Below are 22,447 nucleotides of genomic sequence, written 5' to 3'. Positions count from 1 at the left end.
TCAACCCCTGTATTAGTTAACCTGTTAGAAACACTACTCATAATGCGTCCACATCCGCAAAATTTTGATCGTATTCTCGGACTCAATCACCTCGTACACCAGACGATGCTGAATGTTGATTCGCCGTGAATATGCACCTTCCAAATCTCCCACCAATTTCTCGTAGGGTGGCGGATTCTGAAACGGATTGGTTTGAATAATGTCGAGTAACTCTTGCGCTTTGTCTCGTAAATTGCTAGAAGCGAGCTTTTTGGCATCTTTCTGTGCCTGTTTGGTATAGACTAGATTCCAACTCACCACTCCAACTCCCTAGCGCAATCCTCGATCGGCGTTGCCATTCCTTCCCGAATTGATTCCCGCATCCCTGGCACTGAGAGAAGATACAGTGTCTCCTGCACAGATGCCCAGTCAGATTCAGATAATAACACTGCATTGCTAGTCTGTCCTGCGATCACAATAGGTTGATGCGACTGACTCACCGCATCGATCAACTGCTGTAACTGCTGTTGAGCTTCATTGATTGGGATCATAATTTTCCACTTGTCTAAATACACTTTTCTAATTGATATTGGCTGGCTGTAGACACTGCTACAACTGCCCCAGAAACTTGTCGTACTCTGCGTGTGAACCAACCCAAAACCAGATTACAGTGTCTCCATCCAACAGACCAACTGCTCGATAGTTTTTGCTAATTCGGGCTGAGTAGATTGGTAAGTCAGGATGCACCTTCTTGAAACGCAGGCTTGGATGACTTGGGTCTTCCTTGAACTGGCGATACGCCCCGCGTGTCTGCTGTTGAACTTGTTCGGGTAAATCAGCAAATAATCTACGAAACTCGGTTGTAGTGCTTGACTTCACAATGTTTCTGGATCGAGTTCTTGGGTTTTGCCTGCACGATACTCAGCCATTGCGGCCGCTGCGAGTTTAGCAAGAGCATCTGGGGAACGGGAGAATGCTTGATCCCAGCGCCTATCGTCTTCAAGTTCTTCCAGAATCATTGAAGCGAGGGCATCTTGCTCGCTGGCAGACAATGTTTTCAACTTGGCGATCGCACGTTCGAGTAACTCAGTCATGGCTACCACACTTTTACAATGAAAATGGCATCCTATCCATTATCCATTGTTTCAGCCAAGTTGAGGGTAGGTCGAACAAATGGCAGGCTAATTATCCTCATTAATAACTACGGGAAACCCACTTCTATGTTTTCTACTAGCTTTTTCATGCACTTAAATACATCTCTATATCTCGCAAATGCAGGAGTTCCGCTATTCACTCAGAGTGTTGTCTATCAAATTATTTTGCTCATCCCAATTGTCGCGATAGAAGCTTATGTTCACCAAAAACTACTCAATCTCAGTATCCTAAAAGCAATTTTTATTGCTTTTATAACAAATATCATATCCACGATTGGGGGAGGTTTTATTATCCTATGTATTGGGGCGTTTATTGGACATATCGTCTTCCACACAACCGTGCCTGTACAGCCTGGTTCTTTTCCATTTCTGCCGTTGGAAATTATGATTACACTGATTCCTATGTTTTTCTTTTCCGTTTACCTAGAATTATTAATAGGGAGTTGGGGAGTCAAAAAAATTGAAAAAAGCAAAGTTAATAAATCATTTTTAATAGCTAATTTATTCACTTATTTAATGCTTGAGATATTAGCTTTTACCCAACTTGTCAAGGGATACATTGAAGGGCGGGGCTAACCAAAACGTTCTATATCGTCGGGTCACTGATTGACATCTTCAGCCGCCATCATTGCATTGATGTGGGTAAAGATGCGAGCTAATTCCCCAATGGCGTCGAGTTCCGCTACCTCTTCTGCCATTAGTTGATCTGCCTTTTTCTTCTCTAACAATTGTTCCATGCGCTGTTGGAGCGATTCACTAAATTTGAACAATTTCCACCCATCGACTTTTTCAATGCAAATTTCATGGATTAACGAGGAGGGTTTGTTGAGAATTGAAACCATTGTAGGCTCCGAGCTTCGGGTTTTAGGTAGTGACTAGATTATAGCTTTTATTGAATCTGCCAGATTTAATGCTCCAACCGAGAACCTTCAAATTACCACCAAAACCAGTGACTTAAACAGCGAAACGGCGTTACAGTTCAAGTCGGATGATATTCATCCCTGCTTATTTGCCATCGCCATATCTTGCCTTCTTCAGGATCGTCCACCTCTGCAATGAACTTCATTCCCACTTTTTGCAACACGCTATTCGAGGCATTTTTTTCAGCTAAAGTGTGGGCGATGACTGCTTTCACCTCCTCGTGAGCGAAAGCATAATCGATCATTCCCTGTGCCACCTCAGTTGCAAATCCGCGATTCCAATATTCGGAAGCAATTTCATAACCTATCTCTATAGTCCCCGACTCATCAGGTGAGCCTGTGAAACCTCCATTGCCGACAAGCACTTGATTTTTTGGATGAATAAAGAAGTAGCTGTGCCAGTCAGTTGGAGGCGGATTGGATTCGCAAGCTTCGTCAGCAGGGAGGGAAAATGCTTCCGGGAAAAGAGGCCAGCTATCAGGCACTATGACATTTAAAATTGCTGCAAGCTCGCTTTTACTTCGTAAGAAAGCTTCTATGTGAATCCTTTCGACGGCAAGTAGTTGAAGATTCTTAGTTGTAATCATTTTTCTACCTTGTTTAACAAGTATGAGTCACACTATAGGCACTATCGAAACGCTTGTCTCGGAACCCTGGCGAGTTGGTAAGCGCCCCGACTTTCCAAAAATTGATATTGATTTGGCTGCAATCCTAATTGCTCAAATTTTTCTGGATATCCCAGCAACAAAATAGAGGGAGAAGTTGGGTTTTTAGATTGCTTAATGTAATCGATCGCCTTTTGGACAGCTCGGTAGTAAGTCACCGGCTCTTGGGTATAAAAAACCAGACTTGGTTTCCAGAAACCAACCATAATAAACTCTTCCCCCGGCAGTTTTTGTTGAACTGCAACCTGTGCTAACTGTCTCAGAGGTAACTGGCGGTTGATATCGACCACTTTGTAGGCCGGAGTAAGACCAAAGATGATAAATGCTACTAACCCGATGAGGTTAGCAACCAAAATCCACCGCTGTTGCCGCTTCCAAAGTAAAAGTGCGATCGCCACCGCTGTAATTATCCAAATCGTACCGCCGACAATCAGCAATCCCGACTGCTGAATTGCTTGGGGAAAATTGGGCATTGCCGGGTCGTCTCCCAGCCAGTTGTAGCTGTAGAAAGTTGCTCCGGCTACAATTAATAAAAATATGACATTAAAAATGTATGTAACTAACAGCCCTCGCGGTAAAGAATTAGGTTTTTTTTCTAAATTTATGCGCCTGTTTTCGGGTTCATTGCCTGCAATAATATCGCTCCACAGCAGCGTTACCAAAATCGCAGCGGCGGGGATTAAAGGCAATACATAACTGGGCAATTTGGTCACGGCGATCGTGAAAAAGCCAAAAATGCAGCCGAACCAAAACAAGGCAAATAAACTCAACTGAGCCGATCGCGGTTGACGACGCCAATAACTGCGCTGCCAAAAACGGGTGCGGGCGATAGCCACCGGCAAATAAATCGACCAAGGTGCAAAACCCACTAGCACTACAAAAAAGTAAAAATACCAAGGCGCCGAGTGCTTGTTGACTACTCCAGTAAAACGCTGGAAATTGTGATAGCCGAAAAAGCTGTCAATATAAGTTTGACCGTTGTCTAAAATAACCAAAATGTACCAAGGCAGGGCGATCGCCAGAATAATCAAGATTCCCGACACCGGACGCATTTCGCGCCAAAGTTGCCGAAAATTTCCCAAATAAAGCCCGAAGCTGCCAACAATCAGCGCTGGCACGACAATTCCCACAGGCCCCTTAGCCAGAATTGCTAAGGCAATTAGTACGTAAAAAGTCAGATACCACTTATTGGGAAATCGGGAAGCGGAAACAGTGGAAAATTCTGCTTGTTCTCTCTGTTCTTCTAGAGTGTAACCGAGGAAAAATGCGAGCAGCGCCGAACACATACAGGCGACTAATAGCATATCTGAAACGCCAGTCCGTCCCCAGGCAATAGTTTGGGGATTTAAAGCTATTAGGGCCGCACCAATCCAAGGAGTAGAAAAAAAGAGGGGAAGACGGCGAGTTTTGAGTGTTGAGTTGTTATTGTCTGTTTCTTCTTCCGGCTTCCATCGAACTTCTTCCTGCTTCCTGACATCCGTTAAATCCCGTACAGTGCTCGTTGTCGAACTTCGTTCTTCCTGCGAGTGAGTGAACTTTTGTAGGGTATAAAATCCGAGGCAAGTCAGCCCGATCGCGCACAAAGCCGAGGGAAGACGCACGGCCACTTCGTTAACGCCCAGAGTGCGGTAAGCCACGGCCATCAGCCAGTAAATCAGCGGCGGCTTGTCAAACCTGGTTTCGCCGTTGAAATAAGGAGTGATGAAATCCCCTGTCACCGTCATTTGACGGGCGGCTTCGGCAAACAACGGTTCGGTTTCGTCAACTAAACCGATGTTGCCGAGATTCCACAAGAAACCTACCCAGGCGATCGCGAACAGCCACAACAGCGACAGCAGCAAAGGTGCGATCCTCTTCGAGGGCTTCGCTAACGGGCGATTCCTAAACTCTGACAAATTTTTAATAACTTCCTTCACCCAAACTTCCTGCGATTTTAGATTTAAAATTTTAGCTCGCATAGAGAGTCTACCGAAAGATTCGCATTCTCGAAACTCCCAATTCGATCAAATCCGGTTAAATAGAGATGTTGCACCCTTCTCCACAAGGCTTTCATGGGCGGGCTCTCCTACCCACCCCACAAGAAAATTCACTCTTTGTGGAACAGGCCGGAAAGCCTGTTCTTTATAATGATGCCGCTATGTGAGGTTAACTCGCATAGTGGCATCGTTCTCAATAAAACCGTATCAACCGGGTTTCTTGACCAAAATCTCGGCACCTGCAGCTAAGCGTTCACGGCTGCAAAATTAATTGCCATTCTCGGGCTGTGCTGTTCCAAGCGGGCGAGGCTGTCTCCCCGGCGACGTAAGGGCCCCAGTAGTGGCGAGAACCATCCTGAGCAAAAACCACTAAAATGTCTCCCCGTTTGACTTGTAACTTGCCCTCCGGCAGCGATAGCATCAGTCCCTTGTCGCCACCTTCTCCGGGCGCAAAATCCCAGTGCGCGGGTTTGCCGTAGGATTCCTTGGCTTGCCGTTTCGACAGCAGGGCCACTCGCACTGGGTGTTCGCTGCGGTTGCTGACGCGCAGACTGCCGGCGGCTTTAGTATTTGCAGGGATTGAGGAAAGCAATTCCTCCTCTGATTGTGGGGGGGTTGGTGTTGAGTCGGGCTTGGGCTCGCTGGCGGTGTCTGCAGAAGCTGTCGCGACTGGGGAAACGGGGGGTATTAGGGGGAGTGCGGTGGCTTGTGAGGGCCAATCGCTGGACTGATTGGAACCGTGGGAGATAGTGATTTCAAAACGTCCTAGAAACATTCCTGTAATTAGGACGATCGACACTCCAATTAAGATCTGGTAAATTTTAAGATTCATAAATTTTAGGCTTAAAGGATAGACTGCACCCGCAATGAGTCTTCACTATTTTTAATGTAAAACCAGGGTCTGCTGTGCCACAAGATACAGTTACACTTAAATTATTTGAGCGTTCTCGGCTATAAGTCGCCGATCGCTCAATACCATCTTAGATGTTAAATTTGAGATTTTAGATGGCGACATACTGACTCCGGTAAGAATTTGCAGTTGGTCGGGAGAGGCATTTGTTGACTCATCGGTATAGCTTTTAATACCAGTTGAAAAAAAGAATACCACTATAGGCCCGTACTCCCAACCCCAATATTCATCAGTCATTCCGCATCTCAAATCTCAAATCTCAACTCTCAAATCGTATAACTTTTATGCAGAATACCCGAATTAACAGATTAATTGATGTTCTGGGCGATCGCTTCCGAGGCTGGCTGAGCAATCCTTGGCGGCGGATTTCGCTCCTGCTAATTAGCCTGCTGTTCGGCACTTTTTTGGGAACCGCTATTTCGACCATCGCCGGACAATCTGCGGATTGGGATATTATCGCAGCCGGGCTGTTGGTGTTGTTGACCGAGTTGGTGAACTGGCTGGTTTACGGTGGCCCGCGGTCTGTCGCCCGTTCTTTGTGGGTGGAGATGCTCAATGCTCTGAAAATTGGTCTGACTTACAATTTATTTGTGGAGGCTTTCAAACTCGGCTCGTGAAAAATGCTCAAATATTTGTCCGTTGTAGATAGTATTTATATAAACCTACGCTTAAAAAAATTGAATCTGTAGTTCCGAGTTTAGTGTCAGTCGATTTGAGATTTTAGACTTCGGCGTCAGCCCTCAGTCGAAGGAGTTTAGATTTGAGATGTATTCCACAGATGAATTGGGGATTTTGAACTAGGGTCTAAATTTGGGAGCTCTCCACGACCGGAGTTGGGGTTTTTATCCGTTTTGAGTGGGGTCAAATATTTGTCAATTGCAGATAGTATTTGTACAAAACCCGCCCCCGCATAGAGAGTTTTTAGGATATGGATCGATCGACTGTAACCCCTGTTGAAATTTTACATCGGTGGCAAGCCGGCGATCGCCCGATCGCGCCCGACTTCGAGCTCCTGGCTTTTTGGGAACTTGCGGATGATGTGCGCTCCTCTTCGAGGGCTTCGCTAACGCGCGCTTTTGGCATTACTCCCGACAATGTAGCCGATGTTGTCCGCTGCAAAACCGATTTATTCTTTTCTCTTCTTGACGAACTGCATACTTTCCCCGTAAAGTCAACTGTTTTCCTCGAAATTTTGTGGAATCTGTGGCTGCCGCTGGCCATGCAATTATCGGCTGCAAAACAAAGTTTAAACCGTCCTTTAATTCAAGGAATTTTAGGAGTGCAAGGAACGGGAAAAACTACTTTATGCCAAGTTTTGAGGCTGATTCTGGGAAAATTGGGATATTCTACTGTCAGCCTTTCTTTAGACGATCTTTACAAGACTTATGCCAATCGCCAACAACTCCAAAAAGCAGACCCGCGTTTAATTTGGCGCGGCCCTCCCGGCACTCATGATATTGACTTGGGAATCGCAGTTTTAGACAAGTTGCGCGGTTCTCAAACTCACAATTTAGCAGCAGTTGACAATCCCAAATCTGATGCCCTCAAACCGGATTTAATTAATAAAAATATAGAAATTCCCAGGTTTGACAAATCTGCCTATGGAGGTGCAGGAGATAGAAGTCAACCCGAAATTATTTCCGGTGCGGATATTGTACTTTTTGAAGGTTGGTTTGTCGGTGTGAATCCGGTGGTTGATGCCAAATTAAACGAGTTTTTGGCGGGTGCACCGTTTCCAATTTCCACAGAAAGCGACTGTCAGTTTGCGCGCGATATGAATGCGAAGCTGCACGACTATTTGCCGCTGTGGAAGCGATTAGATCGGTTGATGGTTTTGTATCCCCAAGATTATCGCCTTTCTCAAGTGTGGCGCAATCAGGCGGAACGGGAAATGATGGCGGCGGGGAAGCCGGGAATGTCAGAGGCTGAAATTAATCGGTTTGTTGAATATTTCTGGAAAGCGCTGCATCCAGAGTTATTTATTAAGTCGATGCTGGAGGGCGATCGCGTTGATTTAGTAATTGAAATTTTGGGCGATCGCACTGTCGGCAAAATTTGTCGGGCGATCGACTTAAAATTAAGCGCTTAGGGAGACTTAAAATTAACGCTTTAAGGACACAACCTTGTTGTGTCCCTACTGTATTTCAGCCTTTAAGGACACAACAATGTTGTGTCCCTACTTTATAGCAGCTTATGCTACACTCTATTGAAATTTCAGGACTGATGTAAAAAGTGGTTTGACGCGCGAATTATAGGGGTAAGGCGCGCCTTAAGCACCCTACAATACAGAGCTTTTGCATCGAGGATGGAGAATTTCTAAATTAACTGCCAGGAGTACCAAGATCGATCGCTTTCTGCATCAAATCGTCGGTAACTTCGCCCGGTGTACCTGCAGGCGTAATGTCCTGAGCCATCGAACGAAAATCAGCGGGATTACCGCTTGTATCTGCCGGCTTTGCGATATTATCTTGAGCAGCGGGAATAGGAAATTTAGGTGCAGTTGCAGCGGCTGCAGCTTGAGCGCCGGCACCTGTGCGATCGATGTCACTAACGCTGAATTCTTTTGAAGCTTCGTAGTCTGCTGATACATTAACGGTCGGCAACTTTTGTTCTCCAGCTTCCGCGCTTTCAGTGATCTGCTGAGCGTCAAAGTTTTCAATGTTATTTGGTTCTGTATTGATTTCAGACATAGCCGACTCCTTGCTAGTTTTATTTAACAATTCACTGTATCAATTATTACTTCTATCCCCAGGCTTTTTCATCTACCCGCAGATGTATCGTTGGCTTCTATCTTAAGGATGATTTATTCTAGGGTGGTGCATTAACATTACGCCACTTTCTGAAAATAATGCAGCTTTAAATGAGCTCCCAACCTATACATACTAAGCCATTCCCCATTGTTTAATCTAAAATCTAAAATCTAAAATCTAAAATCGTATTACCTCTCGGGGATGGTGACTTGTACTTACAAATCTTGATATTTGTATATTCTGGAAGCATTTTTAAGGAATTTTGTTTATGAACTCACCCGCCGCCACCAATCCTCACTCTCTCTCCAACGACACTAAAAACATCGTTCAGACAATCAACGGGTTGGGTACAGATGAAAAACTGGCGCTGCTCTACTTTGTTTATGAAAAAATGGGAGATTCAATTACACCAGCCGCTCCCGCCGCCGCCGAGCCAGAATTAGCTCCCATGCTGCTGGATGATTTTTACAAGCTTTCCCATGACCAACAACTGAATATAATGCGCGGTATTGTTAACCGCGACGACACGCCCTATTCCCACGCTTACGGAGCTTTAACTGCTAACAATCAGTTGGTAGTTTGGTATGCTTGGGCTATTGGTATGGGGGAAACAATTGTCGATATCCCCGAAGGATATGAGGCAACTGAGGCTGTCAATGGCGTGTTAGGTCAAATTGAAGGTCTTGAGTTTGAACAGCAAATTACAGTGCTGCGCGACGTAGCTAATAATATGGGCTACACCGATGTTAAACCAATTGCTACTCAGGCGGAAGTAGGGAAAACTTCTAGTCTTTAGATAAGAGTCTGGTGTTGCAACCTATCCTACACAAACTCTCCTCCTAGCAGAGAGAGACTCAAGAATAAAGGAATTACCCAAAACCTCTATATGTAGGGTGCGCCGAGGCGCACCCTACCCCTATAATTACTAGGTAAAACCTTTTTTTGCTCTTACTCATATTTATTCTTTCGTGTCTTAGAGAGGGACGAAAGTTTTTGTATGAGCAGTTAAAATCGGCTCTTCTGAGAAATATAAAAAGGTCTTCAGTCAGCAAGTGAGTTTTTTAGGGTAAACTTTTCGCGGGAATTCCATCCGAAATATCGAACCTTTGTTGGGTTGACTTTCGGCAGTAATTGTACCGTCGATCATCTTGACTAAAGAAGCACAAATAGCTAGTCCTAAACCAGTGCCGGGATATTGGCGAGTTGTACTTTGGTCGCCTTGGTGGAACTTGTCGAAAATGTGGGGAAGATCTTTTTCACAGATGCCGATTCCTGTATCCCGAACGGTGATCATTAACCGATCGCAATTTAATTCCCGCACCTCAATGTAAATGCTCCCCTCATGCGTGAATTTAACGGCGTTGGAAACGAGATTCACCAAAATTTGCCGCAGGCGCAACTTGTCATTCACTATCAACTGATCCTGCAAGCAGACGCTGACGGACAATGCCACGTTCTTATCGGTGGCTTGATTTCCGAATTCCAGGGCGACATCGATTACTAAATGCGCTAAATTAAATTTTTCAATTTTTAATTCAGTGCGGCCACTCTCGATTTTGGAGAGGTCGAGAATATCGTTAATTAGCAGTAGCAGGTTTTTGCCGTTATGTAAAATGCGCCCCACCATTTCTGTTTGCTGGGCGCTCAGCAGTTGTTTGTGCTGGCGCAGCAGCAATTGGGAAAAGCCGATAATCGAATTCATGGGAGTTCGCAATTCGTGGGACATAATGCCCAAAAATTGCGATTTTAACTTGGCTGCTTCTAGCAGTTGCAATTTTTGCTGTTGAATGCGTCGCGCCTGATTTTCCAGTTCTTCCTGCTGGCGAATTAGCAGCTCGTTTTGCAAGTCTAAAAGCTGTTCCTGCTTTTTTAATTTTTCGATCGCCAGCGCGTTGTTAATCGCGATCGCAGCTTGTTTTCCCATCACCGCCAGCAGTTGCTGAGTATGCCCGTTAATCGCCCTGCTGTCTTTGCCGTTGCCGATGGCCAACACACCCAAACGCCCGCTTGGCGCCGACTCGATCGCCGCAGCACAGGCCGCCGCCGGCAGCCCGCAGTCGCCAGACTCCGATCGCAACAGTACAGACTCTCCCGTCGCAAATGCTTTCCACAGCAGCTTGTTTTGCACGTGCGGGGTTGTGCCCTCACCAAAGTTTTCCGTGCCACCGACAGCGCTGACTTTGAGGCCGCTGCAATCGTACTCCAGGAGAGCAACTAGGCAAAATTCTGCTCCTGCGATCGCCTCTACAGTCGCATCCGCAATGCCTTGCAACAACTGGCACAAGCTACCCGCGCGCTGGCTCAACAGATTTGTAAATCGATCGATCGCGTGCAACTCGTGTTCCCCGTCCCGTACCGTCCGGCCTTCACACAAATTTTTTGCTGTAAAATTGTTTTCCGAGGGCACTTGAGCGGGCCAAAATTCTGGTTCTGCTTGGGGTTCGGCTGGAGTTTGTTGGATGGCGTCGATTTCGGTGTAGGTTCCCGCCCACTCCAAAACTTCCTGACTGTCTAGATTAGCGGGCGTTCCTGTGGCCAGGTTCCAGCGGTAAATGCCCTCTCGCGTCCGCAGACGAAATATAATTTCGTAACTTGACGGCGGGAACTTAGAAGTGTGCGATCTCGCCAAAAGACTAGGACGGTCTTCTGGGTGGACCTGCGCCAGATAGCCGAAACCCAAAGCTGCTGCTGCTGGTACGCCGGTGTACTCCTCCCAGCGCTGACAGAAATAAGTCGCCCAGCCGTCGGCATTTGTTTTCCAAACTATGTGAGGAATTGCCGACTGCAGGCGATCGTCCTGAGTTTCGCAGTCGCCAACTTGCGGTTGGGGCGGTGTTATTTCAGATACTTTGTGTAAGATTTCAGAGTCGGAAAACTCCGACGGAAAAGACTTATTGCGGTCATACTGAGTCATAACAGGTTATATAAATAAGCATTGGACTTGAGCCCTAACACCGGCTAAAGACTCGTGCTGCTAGCTTTATTGATTTTGACGTGCCAAGTGCATCAAAATTTTTTATACTTTAAACTTATCTCGGTAGTGATATCTTTACCTCTATCAACGGGCGGACAATGAGATAATTCAGTTAAACTGTTAAAACATTGAGAGCTTACCTGTCCAGAGGAAGGCTCGTGCAGGCATCGCCGCAAAATAACTTAAAAATTAACTTGCATTCTTGGCTGCTGCATGAGTATGCTTAAAAATGATGTGCAGCCTGTAAAACCCTAAATCAGGACACATTCTCAAATTTACTCAGTTTAGCTGAGTCAGTTGACGATATTTTAAAAGTTTAGCGGACTATTGGAAGAAAGATGAGTAAAATTCGCGTTGCTTTGATAGAAGACCATGACCTGACAAGAGTCGGCATCCGCACAGCTTTACAACAGCGTGACACGATAGAAGTTGTCGGCGATGCAGCTAACGCTACAGATGGATTGAAACTGCTTCAGTCTTCAAAACCTGACGTGGCTATTGTAGATATTGGGTTGCCGGATTTTGATGGCATTGAACTTACACAAAAGTTCAAAAAATCCGTAGCGGAGTCCGATCCAGATACAAAAATTTTGATTCTGACTTTTCAGGACAATGAAGAAGAAGTTCTGGCAGCTTTTGCCGCCGGAGCTGACTCTTATTGCATGAAAGATATTAGCTTCGATCAGTTATTAGATGTAGTAAAAGTAACTCACGAAGGTAATTCTTGGATCGATCCGGCGATCGCCCGTATCGTCCTGAAACAAGCTCGCACTCAGGAACCCGCGCCGGAAGAACCCAAGGCTGAGGGCAAAAGAGTCACAATTAAGGCTGCTGAACCGGAGTTTAGTCACATCATTGAGACTTACCCTTTAACCGAACGGGAATTAGAGGTTTTGGAACTGATCGTGCAGGGTTACAGCAATGCTGCAATCGCCGAAAAGCTGTACATTACTGTCGGTACAGTCAAGACTCACGTCCGCAATATTTTGAACAAGTTGTGTGCTGATGACCGCACTCAGGCTGCCGTTCTCGCCCTGCGTTCTGGCTTGGTTGGATGAAGCCTTATCATCAGGCAAAATCAAGTTAAAAGTAGGGTGCGCTGTGCGCACCTTACGGCCACTGATTTAGGGTGTGCAGTGCACACCGACTGACTAATTATTACCAAAAAATTATGGCAGGCAGTGTGCACCAGCCAAGCAATTGTTTGTTGTTAAAAAAGTAATAAATTTTAAATCCGCATCTATCCCAGTACAGATATTTTTTTTCAAGTTAAAAAAGTAAGTATACCTTAAGATAGATGCTAAAAAACTATGATATTATTAATACTTATTGTTGAGCGATACCCAGTTAGATTAATTTCGCTCCCACTGCCAATATTGCGCGATCTCACTTCATAAAAGGCGCAGGCAGAAGCCAGATTACGATACTTTTAGGAATAGTTAAGCCTTAAAGAAATTATATCCGCAGAGCGATGCTGAGTTCGCTTAAGTTAGCGAAATTAAAAGTATCAACTGCTACTGAAATGTTTTAGAAAGAGGTATTATGGCCGCCCCAATTGAATTCAAGTTATTTGCTCCCTATAACAAAGGAGCTGCCTTGATTGGCTCTTTTTCTAATTGGGAAGAGATTCCGATGGAAAAGGACGAAGAGGGTTATTTCCGCACGCGAGTTGAGTTGGAGGATGGCGTTTATCAATACAAATTTCGCGTTCAGTCGAAAAGCTGGTTTCTGGAAGCAGATCAGTGGGTAGATATAGTCGATCCCTACGCGACTGACATCGACGATCCAAGTCAAAACGGCCTTGTTCGGATCAAAGATGGCGATCGCATTGTCGATACCTACGTCTGGAAACACGACGATAAACCGCTACCGGCCGATCGGGAATTAGTGATTTACGAAATGCACGTTGCTGACTTTTCCGGCGGCGAAGACGATCCCTTCGCCCGCGGCAAGTACAAGCACGTTGTCGAAAAACTCGATTACCTAGTCGAACTCGGCGTCAACGCGATCGAACTCATGCCCCTCAAAGAATACCCAGGCGACTACAGTTGGGGTTACAACCCCCGCTACTTCTTCGCTGCCGAGTCCAGCTACGGAACCACTGAAGAACTCAAAAACCTGATAGACGAGTGTCACGGGCGCGGCATTCGCGTCATCATCGACGGGATTTACAACCACTCGGAAGCATCGAGTCCCCTGACTCAAATCGATCACGATTATTGGTACCACCACGAACCCCGCGATCCAGACAACAATTGGGGTCCGGAATTTAACTACGAATTCTACGACGAAAACTTAGACACTTACCCGGCCCGCAGATTTGCTGGCGATACAGTCCGCTTCTGGATTCAAGAATATCATCTCGACGGCATTCGTTTCGACGCAGCGCGACAAATTGCTAACTACGATTTCATGCACTGGGTCGTTCAAGAAGCCAAAAGTGTCGCCGGCCCCAAACCATTTTATACCGTTGCCGAATACATTCCCGAAAATCCCAGCATCACGAATTTAGACGGGCCGATGGACGGCTGCTGGCACGACAGTTTCTATCACTCCCTAATTCCACAACTCTGCGGGGACAATTTTGATTTAGAACGGCTCAAAGAGGTAATCGACTGCAAGCGGCAAGGTTTCTTGGGTGCTACGAATGTAGTCAATTATTTGAGCAATCACGACCACGATCGCGTTTTTGCCGAATTGGGCGATCGCGGAATTTTGGATGAAGCAGCATTCAAACGGGCGAAGTTGGGAACCGTGCTGTTAATGACAGCAGTTGGCGTGCCACTGATTTGGATGGGCGAAGAATTTGGCGAATACAAAGCCAAAACAATTGAGCAATCTAAAATTGACTGGACGCTGCTAGGAAATGACCAGAATAAAGGTTTGTGGGAATACTACAAAGGCTTGATTCACCTGCGTAAAAATAACCAGGCACTTTACACAGAAAACATCGACTTTTTCCACGAAGACCCCGACTCGAAAGTTTTTGCTTACACTCGCTGGAACGATGAAGGTTCGAGAGTGGTAGTAGTGGCGAATATGTCGGAAAATTATCTAGCAGGTTACAGCGTTCCCCACTTCCCGGCCAACGGAACTTGGCACGAATGGACAGGTAATTATGATATTGAATCTGGCGATGACAATATTATGATTGACTTGCCGGAATACGAAGCGAAAGTGTTTGTTTGGCAGTAAGTTGTCCGGCCTCTGAAGCACTGATTCCCCATTCAAAAATATCAGGACTGAAGTTCTTACTACCAACCCGAAAATAAATGTTGGTAGTAGGGACTTCAGTTTTTTCTTAATTCCCCCAAACTCCGAGAACGAATTTCCTGACTACAAACTTATCAGGCAATACGGTTAAGTTAAAACTATTTATTCTTCGGAGATCCCCCTAAATTCCCCTTAAAAAGGGGGACTTTGAGTAAGTTCTTGTCCCCCCCTTTTTAAGGGGGGCTAGGAGGGATCGAGCTTAACTGAACCGTATTGACTTATAAGCGTTATTTTACCGACTCTGATCCCATTCACAACTCTAAACACAAACTCTTTTGTATTCCGGTTCCCGATTGTTAATTTAAACTCTTTATGTCCCAGATTGATTTTCTAAGCACAATTGGGTTATAGCCTCCGCCGGTATGGGTTTGCTAAAGAAGTAACCCTGACCCATATCGCAGTGATGCGAGTGCAAAAACGCCAACTGTTCTGCTGTTTCCACTCCCTCAGCAATCACCTGTAAATTCAGGCCCTGTCCCAAGGCGATCGCCAGTTTCACAATAGTAGCACCGCTGCTGCCAGTCACCAAGTCGGCAACGAATGATTTGTCTATTTTTAAATGATTGAGGGGAAAGTTTTTCAGAGACCACAGCGAAGAATAACCGGTACCAAAATCGTCCAGAGAAATGTGAATTCCCATGTCCTGCAACTGCTGCAATACCGACACGGTAAAGCTCACATCTGTCATGGCAATGCTTTCGGTAATTTCTATTTCTAAATATTCGGGATTTAACTTTGTTTCTGATAAAATTTCAGCGATGGTTTGTACCGTGTGAGGTTGCAGAAACTGCCGGGCTGATAAATTCACGGCTATACGCATCGGCGGCAATCCCAGTAACTGCCACGCTCGATTTTGCAAGCAAGCAGTCCGCATCACCCATTCGTCAATTTGGCAGATTAATCCGGTTTCCTCAGCTAAGGGAATAAATCGATCGGGAGGAATCAAACCGCGTTCGGGATGTTCCCAGCGAATCAAAGCTTCCATGCCGACTATTTTACCAGTCTTTAAATTTATTTGCGGTTGATAGTGCAGCACAAACTCGGATTTTTTTAGAGCTTTGTAAAGATGATTTTCTAAGTTAAGATCCTCGGAGACTTTACTGCCGATCGCCTGCGTGTAAAACTGATAATTATTGCGACCTTTTTGTTTAGCTTTGTACATCGCAGCATCAGCATTTTTCAGCAAAGTTTCTGCATCTTCTCCGTCATAAGGAGCCAAAGCAATTCCCAAGCTAGCCTTAATATAAAGTTCCAGACCCTCAAAATCAAAAGGGCCGCTTAAACTCTGGATAATTAGCTGGCAAATCTTAGTTGCTTCGTCAGGGCTGTTGATATTGTACAGCAGCACAGTAAATTCATCTCCGCCCCAACGAGCCATCGAATCGCCCACGCGCAAACAGTTAGTCAAACGCCGAGATACACTTTGCAGCAACAAATCACCCACGGGATGACCGAGAGTATCGTTAACATTTTTAAATCTATCTAAATCTAGAAAGATTACCGCCAGCATTTCTCCATTTTGGTGAGCGCTAGCTAAAGCTAAAGACAGCCTTTCATTAAACAGTAATCTATTAGGTAAACCGGTTAATGGGTCGTGAGAAGCTTGGTGTCGGATCATCGCCTCGACGCGCCTCTGCATTGCAGCCATGTACAGGTGAGTTCCTAAAGATTGTGCTAGCTTCTGTTCCTCGCTAGTCCACTTTTGAGCTTCGCCTGTTTTGATTTCTTTCCAAGCTGCAAAGGACTGTCGGGGACGATCGTTCCGGGCGTCCGAACTGCAACGGCCCGCCCACAAAATTTCGGTTTTTATGGGGCTGCGAAAAACGGTGAGACAGCCGATGCACTGTTGGCGGTATTGCAGCGGTACTGCCAAAAATGATCGAATGGAAGCTGCGAATAAATTTGCAGATACAGATTTGAGTTGAGGTTCTTTAGAAATATCGGAAATCGCGTACAAGTGCGGTACGAGAAAACTGGAAATATTAGTGTCAATTGAACTGTAATGCTGGGAATAGAGATTTTCAAACATACCTAATTGGCTGGTATGATTAGCAGTCTGTGTTCGATCGCCTTGGTTGTCAAACCCCATGATCTGCTGCCAAAACGGGCTGAGTTCAAGGTCGATGTCCGCGGGCTGCTGGCCACAGGTATAAAGCAAAGCCGGTCGATCGCCAAACTCGGCTGCAAGGTAGAGTCGCCCTCCCGAACCGTGCAAATGCTTGACAGTTTGTTCGAGAACTGCTTTCCGAATTTCGTTGAGTTCCAGAGGAGAATGCAGCAAACTGGTAATTTGGTTGATAACGGCTTCGTCACGCGCTTGCTGTCTAGCTTGACTCAGCAGAAAAGATTGGGCGATCGCAATTGAAAGTTGATCCACAAGCAACTGCACCATTTTCAATTCTCGATCGCTAAACCGTTTCGGTTGGCTGTGGTGAGACACTAACAGCCCCCAAAGGTGATTTTGATGCACAATCGGCACCGTCAGAGAAGAACGTGCCCCCATAGCCTTCAGATATTCAGCGTGACAGGGGTCTACAGGACTGTAGCTAATATCTTCAACTGCTAAAGTTTTGCCTGTTTCGGGACAATCTAACCGATTAATTGTTTGATGCTTCAATTCCACATCTACAATCACTCGCTGGCGGGCTTTGAGAAACATTTCCCGAGCGCTATTGGGAATGTCGCCTGAGGGAAAGCGCAAACCCAGCATAGAGGACAAATTGTTGCCGTCGATCGACTCAGCAATGACCTCACCGCTACCGTCGGCCTCAAAGCGATAAACTTTTACTCGATCGCTCTCTAAAAAACTGCGGATTTCTCGGGCAGTTGTCGTCAAAATCTCCTGCAGTTCTAAAGAGTTGCGGATGCGATTGGTAATTCGATTGAGTAAAATCTCTTGTTGTAAAGTCGATCGTGACATTTGTCTAACTTTGGTGCGGGCCATGCCTTTTGATCTCCCGGGCTGTTGACAGCATTGTTGCGATCCACAGTCTTAACTTGCCTTGTATTATACATTACAACACTTTCGCGGCGTCTAGGGGGTTGACCTAACCCCAGAGCGAGAAACTCGGTTTATGGGAATATTTCGGCTTTTTCGACAAATTTCGGCGCTCGACCGGGTTTTTCACAGCACTTACAAAGCAAGAAAAGAGCCATCAGAAAATTAGTGAGGACGAAAGTCCGATCGAGTTTGATTGGGACTTTCGTCCTCACTACAAAGCAATTCCAGAGCTACAAGACAAAAGGTATAGAGAAACCGGGTTGACCAACCAGTATTGTGTCCTCTGGAGGGAGAATACTGGTTGGTCAACCCGGCTGGTAAGTATTTATACCTTAAAAGGTATCGTTAAGCTGACTCCCAAATTCCCCGAATTCTGTCCGGCAAAAAGCCAGCTATTTCCTGAATTCGCTCCTCGGACAGCTCATCCTTCGTTGCCGAAAATACAGCCGCGATCGCAGTTTCCGGTTTTACTCCTGAAGGAAGTGAGCCTTCTAGTTCCACCCTCCGTGCAAACAAATTGCCATCGATGCCCGCAGGTGCAGGCGGGCCGGTCAAAGGCTGACGTATCCGGCTGAGCAATCCCACCAGCGGATTGGTATCTTTCCAGAGGTCTGCTATTTCTTGTTGCAGGGTTTTGTCATCCGTAGGCAAAACTTCTTTGTGCAATTCAGATTCCACGTGCTCGATAGCGTCTTTTGTCATCACGTCGCGCATGACCCGGTACACTACTTCGGTAATGTCGCGGGCATCAAAAATATCCTCCAAGTGACCGTTTACCATCACTTTTTCCAAAAACGGCATATCCTTTGAAGCGATAGGAACTGCCGATCCTTCCTGGTGGAGCGAGCTCGGAGGATTCGTCTCCATTTTGTGTAACAGTTTGCGGCCTTTTTCTGTTAACTCAGCTCCTCCATAAGGCTCGTCACTAACCTGAGCTTTGATAAATTCCCTTTGGTTGAGGTAGTCGAAATGACCGCGCAATTCCGCTTCCGCCACCTGGTGACCGACATATTCTTCCGCTGCATTCCTAATTTCCGACTCTCCCCTGCCGTTGCCGCTGCCAATCTTTTTGAGCAAAATGTAAGTCAGGTCGTCTCTGATTGGAATTGTCATTAAAACCTCCTAGGTTAATATCCGGTAAAGCTCATGTAAAAACTGAATTTTTTTACTGGCTTAAATTGTGATGATTACTACTTAAAAACATTGAAGTATAAAGTAGAGTAATCAAGTATCTCTCAGCAGGTGGAAGTTATTAAAATTAAGTAGCGGTTAGAATCTTCCTTTAGGTAGATCCTTGTATGGGAACCCATGTTTACTGTGGTTAATATCCTAAAAAGCTGTCGCCACTATTCAATGCTATTAATCGAGGATGCTTTATTGGTAAGATTTTTCGTATTTATTGCGTATTTTTACCAAGGCTGACGCACCAAGAGAGCCTCATTTGGAAGTTTGCGCTGACAGAGGTAGAATTAAGCAGAGGCTATGGGGTTAATTAAAACTGCGGTCGTTTTGCCCGCAGCTCGTAGCGAGATTGTATCGGCTTAGACCAAAAACTGGTCATGGGAGAGCTACAAATACGAGCCAATCTGTTTCAAGTGCCGCAGCGCCACTTGAAGAATGCCTCGGGGACAACTTTTTTGATCGTTTCGATCGGCATTTATGAACTACCTTCAGTGGGACAATAAAGTGGAATCCTCGTCTTTCATTAGCAGTCAACCCCCGGTTGAGAAGCGTCCTTTAGTATTGGCGGTAGACGACAATCCGGACAACTTAGAACTGCTGACACAAATACTCGATTTATTCGGCTGCGAGTGCGTGGGAGCAGTTGACGGGTACGCAGCTCTTTCTGCCGCAGTCGATCGATCTCCAGACTTAATCGTACTCGACATTTGCCTGCCGGATATAGACGGTATGGAAGTAGTAAAGCGCGTCCAACAAAACCCCGCTATCAGACATATTCCGATTGTTGCTGTCACAGCACTAGCAAAACCAGAAGACCGCGCTCGAATTCTCCAAGCAGGCTGCGTGGAATACCTTTCCAAACCTTTTAACATCAAAGATTTAGAAAGAGTTATCCGCCAGCACCTCAACTCTCCACTGGTTTTGGTTGAGTTTTAGATTTATAATTAGAATCACGAACTTGAGGCGCAGAGTCCAAAATTGCGATCGTTCCAGTGCGGCCTGTCTCCAAGGTCGCATCGCGGAGCAAATCAGTGACTCCCACGCCCAACACCTTTTGGATTAATTCTTTTAGTGGCAATTCCAGAACTGATTCTAATTGTGTTCGCACCTGCAAAGCCAAATCTTCCTGACCGTTCTGAGCCAGCAGTTTTTCGGGTTGAGTAAGCCCATTTTCGACAACAATTATCAATTTGTTATCCAAAAGATTGCAGAGCGCCTGACTCGTTGGGTGTCCGAGTTGAGAGCGGTACAAAGCTTGAATTCCCTGCGAAAGAGTCCGTTCTAATTTCCCCCGAGTAGGTTCTAAGGTTTCCCCTGTCATATTTTTTATTTAAACCATGATAGATAAAAAATACAGTTAGCAGTTAACAGTTAGCAGTTAAGTTAACAGTTAACTGCTAACTGCTAACTGTTAGAAATAACCGTCGCGTTATCCGACAGTAACTTCATTAGTTTCCACCCCAGTTGCACCCTTAACGCCTTTAGCAATTGTCACCAACTTGTTGACAATTTCCTGACTGGGAACTGTACCTTTGAGAACCACCGTAGTGCCAAGTTGAGCCACATAAACAGTCTCAATATCCGCCACATCAGGATTTGCATCGAAAGCCTGAGCAACCCGTTTAGCTAAACCGCTTTGATCGTATTCTCCGTTCAAGCCCATGCGTTCCGGCGGGATTGTCTGAGCGCTCGCAGCAGGTTGAGCTTGAGCTTGAGATTGAGCTACAGGTGCTTGGTAAGCAGGAGCGTCAACTGTTTCTTGATTTTCAAGTTTTTCTAAACCAAACAATCTTTTTAGCCAGCCCATAGAGTTTGTCCTCCGACAAAGTTTGTGTTAATTGACGTGTTAATTCACGGTTGGCAAGTCGCCCTGTAATTGTTATTCTCAATACCAGGAATTACGATCGCACTCTTGGATGCAGAAACAGAGTTTTTTTACAAAAAAGTATCGTTACAGCCATCCACCTAGGTAGAAAAACCCAGTTTGTTGAGTTTGGTGCGTCCATCCTAAATACAATTTACTGTTGTACAACTACGCCGATCATCTGCCTGGAGACATAATTCTCCGGCTCTCAAACAAATACTTGCGCTGACCATTCCGGCAAATCAAACTTAAACCCTTCTTCCCCTACTTCTACTATTTTGTTATACATCCACTCGTGCCAACTTCCCCCAGCCGGAAACTTAGGAATACTGTTACCAGATAAATAAGTAGCCGAAAAAGTAGCGACAACTACTGCTCGCGTTACCTCATCGCTCCAGCGGTATTAAGCCAGCACTTTGGCTTCTGGATTTTAGTGGATAAATTCAATATTTTCGGTATAAAGTGTCGGCAAATATTGCCGCCAAATCACGTGTTTGTAGTATTCCAATAACTCATGATTTGGCTAATTTTTCAACAAAGACAATGGCAGTTTATTCGGCTGGTTGGGAGTTTACCGAAGCGATGAGTTCGGGAAGTTCGGCAATGTGTTCTGCTATGTTAGAAAATGGCTTGTCGCCGGCGTTTTTTTCGCTTCACGAGTTATCCAGTGTAGGAAATCTCGATTGTCCAACTGTCGCACAGCATCCTAGCGAATCCCGTCGATATGATATTCTTGAATCCAGAAATTAACGACATCGCCGATGAATTTCCAAGCGGGACAAATGCCGAGTTTTGGGTCGAAGTTTTCGTAGTTAAACTCCGGGCCCCAGTAGTTAGCGGGATCTTCGGGATAGTGTTTGTCGCGGTAGTACCAATAATTGCGATCGATTAGCAATAAGGGACATTCTTCATCGCAGTGGTTGTAAATCCCGTCCAGAATCACCCGAATTCCCCGTCCGTGGCACTCGTCAATCAATTGCTTCAAATCTGCGGTTGCACCGTAGCTGGACTCTACGGCAAAGAAATCGCGGACTTTGTAACCCCAGCTATAATCGCCCGGATATTCATTAACTGGCATTAGTTCGATCGCATTTATGCCCAAATCACACAGATAATCTCATTTCTCCCTCACCTGCTGGAATTTACCCCCACTGTCGGAACCATCCGGCCCGGAAAAATCAGCAACGTGCATTTCGTAAACGACTAATTCTTGATTATTGGGGAGTTCTTTGTCGTCGTCCTGCCAAAAATAGGTATCAATAATTCGCGCGCCTGCTTTGATGCGAACTGTACTTGTAGGAGTAGTGCGGTCAATTTCAGTGGCGTAGAGGTCATTGACTTCTACCCATTCGTGCGATTCAAAACAGGGAGTTTGCGACTGAACTCGGAATTTGTATTGATAAATACCGTCTTCTAACTTAATGTTAGTGCGGAAATAACCTTTGTCATCTTTTTCTAAGGGAATTTCCGTCCATTTGGAAAAAGAGCCGAGCATTGTAGCTGCTTTGTTGTTCGCAGCGAAGAGTTTGAATTCAATTGCAGCGGCCATGAATAGTTTGTTTGCAGAATTTATAACTGTGATTAGTATTGATTTTTACCATTTTGCAAATCTGTCGCCATCGTTCTTAAGACTTAAACCTGTAAGTTTTATGTTGTAAGGTGCTTGGGGGCGCAGCCGGAGGATTTAGTAGTGCGAACCCTAGCGATTGAGTAAGGTGCGCCCCATTTGTGACAAGTTAAGAAAAAGTGCAAATTGTCAAGGGGGTAGACCAAAAAAGGTAAAATAGGATGAAACCTTT

General features: G+C 45.5%; 24 protein-coding genes. 7 read left to right on the top strand and 17 right to left on the bottom strand.

What is annotated here, in order from left to right:
* Positions 1 to 33 precede the first annotated feature (33 nt).
* From QUA25_RS25145 to QUA25_RS25130, 4 genes are read right to left on the bottom strand one after another with little or no spacing between them, the layout of a single operon-like run.
* Positions 34 to 297, bottom strand: coding sequence for a Txe/YoeB family addiction module toxin (locus tag QUA25_RS25145; RefSeq protein WP_333042043.1), 264 nt, complete (start codon positions 295 to 297; stop codon positions 34 to 36).
* Complete coding sequence (locus QUA25_RS25140; RefSeq protein ID WP_333042042.1) at positions 294 to 530, bottom strand: type II toxin-antitoxin system Phd/YefM family antitoxin; 237 nt, start codon at positions 528 to 530, stop codon at positions 294 to 296. Before QUA25_RS25140 ends, QUA25_RS25145 begins: the two co-directional genes overlap by 4 nt.
* A gap of 58 nt (positions 531 to 588) precedes the next feature.
* Entirely contained in the window at positions 589 to 858 is a 270-nt protein-coding gene (locus tag QUA25_RS25135) for a ParE family toxin-like protein (RefSeq protein WP_333042041.1), read from the bottom strand.
* A complete protein-coding gene (locus QUA25_RS25130; RefSeq protein ID WP_333042039.1) occupies positions 855 to 1,073 on the bottom strand; it encodes a hypothetical protein in 219 nt (72 codons plus the stop codon). Before QUA25_RS25130 ends, QUA25_RS25135 begins: the two co-directional genes overlap by 4 nt.
* Before the next feature lie 24 nt (positions 1,074 to 1,097).
* Between QUA25_RS25130 and QUA25_RS25125 the strand changes: the two genes are divergently transcribed.
* Positions 1,098 to 1,709, top strand: a complete 612-nt coding sequence (locus QUA25_RS25125) for a hypothetical protein (RefSeq protein WP_333042038.1) — start codon at positions 1,098 to 1,100, stop codon at positions 1,707 to 1,709.
* A 23-nt stretch (positions 1,710 to 1,732) separates the two neighbouring features.
* On the opposite strand, the gene QUA25_RS25120 is transcribed toward QUA25_RS25125, so the two are convergent.
* From QUA25_RS25120 to QUA25_RS25100, 5 genes are all read right to left on the bottom strand, one after another.
* Positions 1,733 to 1,975, bottom strand: a complete 243-nt coding sequence (locus QUA25_RS25120; protein ID WP_333042036.1) for a hypothetical protein — start codon at positions 1,973 to 1,975, stop codon at positions 1,733 to 1,735.
* Positions 1,976 to 2,112: 137 nt separating this feature from the next.
* A complete protein-coding gene (locus tag QUA25_RS25115) occupies positions 2,113 to 2,640 on the bottom strand; it encodes a GNAT family N-acetyltransferase (protein ID WP_333042035.1) in 528 nt (175 codons plus the stop codon).
* Between the two features lie 41 nt (positions 2,641 to 2,681).
* Entirely contained in the window at positions 2,682 to 4,676 is a 1,995-nt protein-coding gene (locus QUA25_RS25110) for a glycosyltransferase family 39 protein (protein WP_333042034.1), read from the bottom strand.
* A 271-nt stretch (positions 4,677 to 4,947) separates the two neighbouring features.
* Positions 4,948 to 5,526: a hypothetical protein gene (locus QUA25_RS25105; protein ID WP_333042033.1), complete on the bottom strand. Its 579-nt coding sequence runs from the start codon at positions 5,524 to 5,526 to the stop codon at positions 4,948 to 4,950.
* Positions 5,527 to 5,622: 96 nt separating this feature from the next.
* Positions 5,623 to 5,841: a hypothetical protein gene (locus QUA25_RS25100; RefSeq protein ID WP_333042032.1), complete on the bottom strand. Its 219-nt coding sequence runs from the start codon at positions 5,839 to 5,841 to the stop codon at positions 5,623 to 5,625.
* Between the two features lie 47 nt (positions 5,842 to 5,888).
* Between QUA25_RS25100 and QUA25_RS25095 the strand changes: the two genes are divergently transcribed.
* A complete protein-coding gene (locus QUA25_RS25095) occupies positions 5,889 to 6,221 on the top strand; it encodes a DUF565 domain-containing protein (protein ID WP_333042031.1) in 333 nt (110 codons plus the stop codon).
* A 311-nt stretch (positions 6,222 to 6,532) separates the two neighbouring features.
* Positions 6,533 to 7,693, top strand: coding sequence for a glycerate kinase (locus QUA25_RS25090; protein ID WP_333042030.1), 1,161 nt, complete (start codon positions 6,533 to 6,535; stop codon positions 7,691 to 7,693).
* 232 nt (positions 7,694 to 7,925) lie between these two features.
* Here QUA25_RS25090 and QUA25_RS25085 read toward each other — a convergent pair whose 3' ends face one another.
* A complete protein-coding gene (locus QUA25_RS25085) occupies positions 7,926 to 8,294 on the bottom strand; it encodes a hypothetical protein (RefSeq protein ID WP_333042029.1) in 369 nt (122 codons plus the stop codon).
* Between the two features lie 328 nt (positions 8,295 to 8,622).
* Between QUA25_RS25085 and QUA25_RS25080 the strand changes: the two genes are divergently transcribed.
* The gene (locus QUA25_RS25080; protein WP_333042028.1) at positions 8,623 to 9,150 is read left to right on the top strand and encodes an orange carotenoid protein N-terminal domain-containing protein; all 528 of its coding nucleotides are present in this window, start codon (positions 8,623 to 8,625) and stop codon (positions 9,148 to 9,150) included.
* Positions 9,151 to 9,399: 249 nt separating this feature from the next.
* On the opposite strand, the gene QUA25_RS25075 is transcribed toward QUA25_RS25080, so the two are convergent.
* Entirely contained in the window at positions 9,400 to 11,268 is a 1,869-nt protein-coding gene (locus tag QUA25_RS25075) for a PAS domain-containing sensor histidine kinase (protein ID WP_333042027.1), read from the bottom strand.
* A 398-nt stretch (positions 11,269 to 11,666) separates the two neighbouring features.
* On the opposite strand from QUA25_RS25075, the gene QUA25_RS25070 reads away from it, so the two are divergent.
* Positions 11,667 to 12,386, top strand: a complete 720-nt coding sequence (locus tag QUA25_RS25070) for a response regulator transcription factor (RefSeq protein WP_333042026.1) — start codon at positions 11,667 to 11,669, stop codon at positions 12,384 to 12,386.
* A 484-nt stretch (positions 12,387 to 12,870) separates the two neighbouring features.
* On the top strand, positions 12,871 to 14,523 hold the full coding sequence (locus QUA25_RS25065; protein WP_333042024.1) for an alpha-amylase family glycosyl hydrolase: 1,653 nt from the start codon (positions 12,871 to 12,873) through the stop codon (positions 14,521 to 14,523).
* Between the two features lie 388 nt (positions 14,524 to 14,911).
* Here the strand turns inward: QUA25_RS25065 and QUA25_RS25060 are convergent, their stop codons facing one another.
* Positions 14,912 to 17,545 (bottom strand): EAL domain-containing protein, encoded by a 2,634-nt coding sequence (locus tag QUA25_RS25060; protein ID WP_333042023.1) that lies wholly within the window; start codon positions 17,543 to 17,545, stop codon positions 14,912 to 14,914.
* Between the two features lie 402 nt (positions 17,546 to 17,947).
* Complete coding sequence (locus QUA25_RS25055) at positions 17,948 to 18,715, bottom strand: DUF2267 domain-containing protein (protein ID WP_333042021.1); 768 nt, start codon at positions 18,713 to 18,715, stop codon at positions 17,948 to 17,950.
* Between the two features lie 546 nt (positions 18,716 to 19,261).
* Here QUA25_RS25055 and QUA25_RS25050 point away from each other — a divergent pair.
* Positions 19,262 to 19,720: a response regulator gene (locus tag QUA25_RS25050; protein WP_333042019.1), complete on the top strand. Its 459-nt coding sequence runs from the start codon at positions 19,262 to 19,264 to the stop codon at positions 19,718 to 19,720.
* Here QUA25_RS25050 and QUA25_RS25045 read toward each other — a convergent pair.
* From QUA25_RS25045 to QUA25_RS25030, 4 genes are all read right to left on the bottom strand, one after another.
* Entirely contained in the window at positions 19,689 to 20,105 is a 417-nt protein-coding gene (locus QUA25_RS25045) for a DUF2294 domain-containing protein (RefSeq protein WP_333042017.1), read from the bottom strand. The two genes, QUA25_RS25050 and QUA25_RS25045, sit on opposite strands and share 32 nt — an antisense overlap.
* A 108-nt stretch (positions 20,106 to 20,213) precedes the next feature.
* Positions 20,214 to 20,591 carry a BON domain-containing protein gene (locus tag QUA25_RS25040; protein ID WP_333042016.1) on the bottom strand — a complete coding sequence of 126 codons (378 nt, stop codon included), beginning with the start codon at positions 20,589 to 20,591 and terminating at the stop codon, positions 20,214 to 20,216.
* 763 nt (positions 20,592 to 21,354) lie between these two features.
* Complete coding sequence (locus QUA25_RS25035; protein WP_445242252.1) at positions 21,355 to 21,726, bottom strand: alpha-amylase family glycosyl hydrolase; 372 nt, start codon at positions 21,724 to 21,726, stop codon at positions 21,355 to 21,357.
* Between the two features lie 39 nt (positions 21,727 to 21,765).
* The gene (locus QUA25_RS25030; RefSeq protein ID WP_333042014.1) at positions 21,766 to 22,197 is read right to left on the bottom strand and encodes a hypothetical protein; all 432 of its coding nucleotides are present in this window, start codon (positions 22,195 to 22,197) and stop codon (positions 21,766 to 21,768) included.
* Between the last annotated feature and the right edge of the window lie 250 nt (positions 22,198 to 22,447).

Source organism: Microcoleus sp. Pol17C6 (assembly GCF_036701145.1).
Taxonomy (GTDB): domain Bacteria; phylum Cyanobacteriota; class Cyanobacteriia; order Cyanobacteriales; family Microcoleaceae; genus Microcoleus.
The sequence above is the reverse complement of the archived record's forward strand: the minus strand, read 5'-3'. Positions and strand labels throughout refer to the sequence as shown.

Bases quoted from the DNA above. Each gene is read 5' to 3' on its own strand.
- QUA25_RS25140 (WP_333042042.1), bottom strand. From the start codon at position 530: ATGATCCCAATCAATGAAGCTCAACAGCAGTTACAGCAGTTGATCGAT.
- QUA25_RS25130 (WP_333042039.1), bottom strand. From the start codon at position 1,073: ATGACTGAGTTACTCGAACGTGCGATCGCCAAGTTGAAAACATTGTCT.
- QUA25_RS25125 (WP_333042038.1), top strand. From the start codon at position 1,098: ATGGCATCCTATCCATTATCCATTGTTTCAGCCAAGTTGAGGGTAGGT.
- QUA25_RS25120 (WP_333042036.1), bottom strand. From the start codon at position 1,975: ATGGTTTCAATTCTCAACAAACCCTCCTCGTTAATCCATGAAATTTGC.
- QUA25_RS25115 (WP_333042035.1), bottom strand. From the start codon at position 2,640: ATGATTACAACTAAGAATCTTCAACTACTTGCCGTCGAAAGGATTCAC.
- QUA25_RS25110 (WP_333042034.1), bottom strand. From the start codon at position 4,676: ATGCGAGCTAAAATTTTAAATCTAAAATCGCAGGAAGTTTGGGTGAAG.
- QUA25_RS25105 (WP_333042033.1), bottom strand. From the start codon at position 5,526: ATGAATCTTAAAATTTACCAGATCTTAATTGGAGTGTCGATCGTCCTA.
- QUA25_RS25100 (WP_333042032.1), bottom strand. From the start codon at position 5,841: ATGACTGATGAATATTGGGGTTGGGAGTACGGGCCTATAGTGGTATTC.
- QUA25_RS25095 (WP_333042031.1), top strand. From the start codon at position 5,889: ATGCAGAATACCCGAATTAACAGATTAATTGATGTTCTGGGCGATCGC.
- QUA25_RS25090 (WP_333042030.1), top strand. From the start codon at position 6,533: ATGGATCGATCGACTGTAACCCCTGTTGAAATTTTACATCGGTGGCAA.
- QUA25_RS25085 (WP_333042029.1), bottom strand. From the start codon at position 8,294: ATGTCTGAAATCAATACAGAACCAAATAACATTGAAAACTTTGACGCT.
- QUA25_RS25080 (WP_333042028.1), top strand. From the start codon at position 8,623: ATGAACTCACCCGCCGCCACCAATCCTCACTCTCTCTCCAACGACACT.
- QUA25_RS25075 (WP_333042027.1), bottom strand. From the start codon at position 11,268: ATGACTCAGTATGACCGCAATAAGTCTTTTCCGTCGGAGTTTTCCGAC.
- QUA25_RS25070 (WP_333042026.1), top strand. From the start codon at position 11,667: ATGAGTAAAATTCGCGTTGCTTTGATAGAAGACCATGACCTGACAAGA.
- QUA25_RS25065 (WP_333042024.1), top strand. From the start codon at position 12,871: ATGGCCGCCCCAATTGAATTCAAGTTATTTGCTCCCTATAACAAAGGA.
- QUA25_RS25060 (WP_333042023.1), bottom strand. From the start codon at position 17,545: ATGGCCCGCACCAAAGTTAGACAAATGTCACGATCGACTTTACAACAA.
- QUA25_RS25055 (WP_333042021.1), bottom strand. From the start codon at position 18,715: ATGACAATTCCAATCAGAGACGACCTGACTTACATTTTGCTCAAAAAG.
- QUA25_RS25050 (WP_333042019.1), top strand. From the start codon at position 19,262: ATGAACTACCTTCAGTGGGACAATAAAGTGGAATCCTCGTCTTTCATT.
- QUA25_RS25045 (WP_333042017.1), bottom strand. From the start codon at position 20,105: ATGACAGGGGAAACCTTAGAACCTACTCGGGGGAAATTAGAACGGACT.
- QUA25_RS25040 (WP_333042016.1), bottom strand. From the start codon at position 20,591: ATGGGCTGGCTAAAAAGATTGTTTGGTTTAGAAAAACTTGAAAATCAA.
- QUA25_RS25035 (WP_445242252.1), bottom strand. From the start codon at position 21,726: ATGCCAGTTAATGAATATCCGGGCGATTATAGCTGGGGTTACAAAGTC.
- QUA25_RS25030 (WP_333042014.1), bottom strand. From the start codon at position 22,197: ATGGCCGCTGCAATTGAATTCAAACTCTTCGCTGCGAACAACAAAGCA.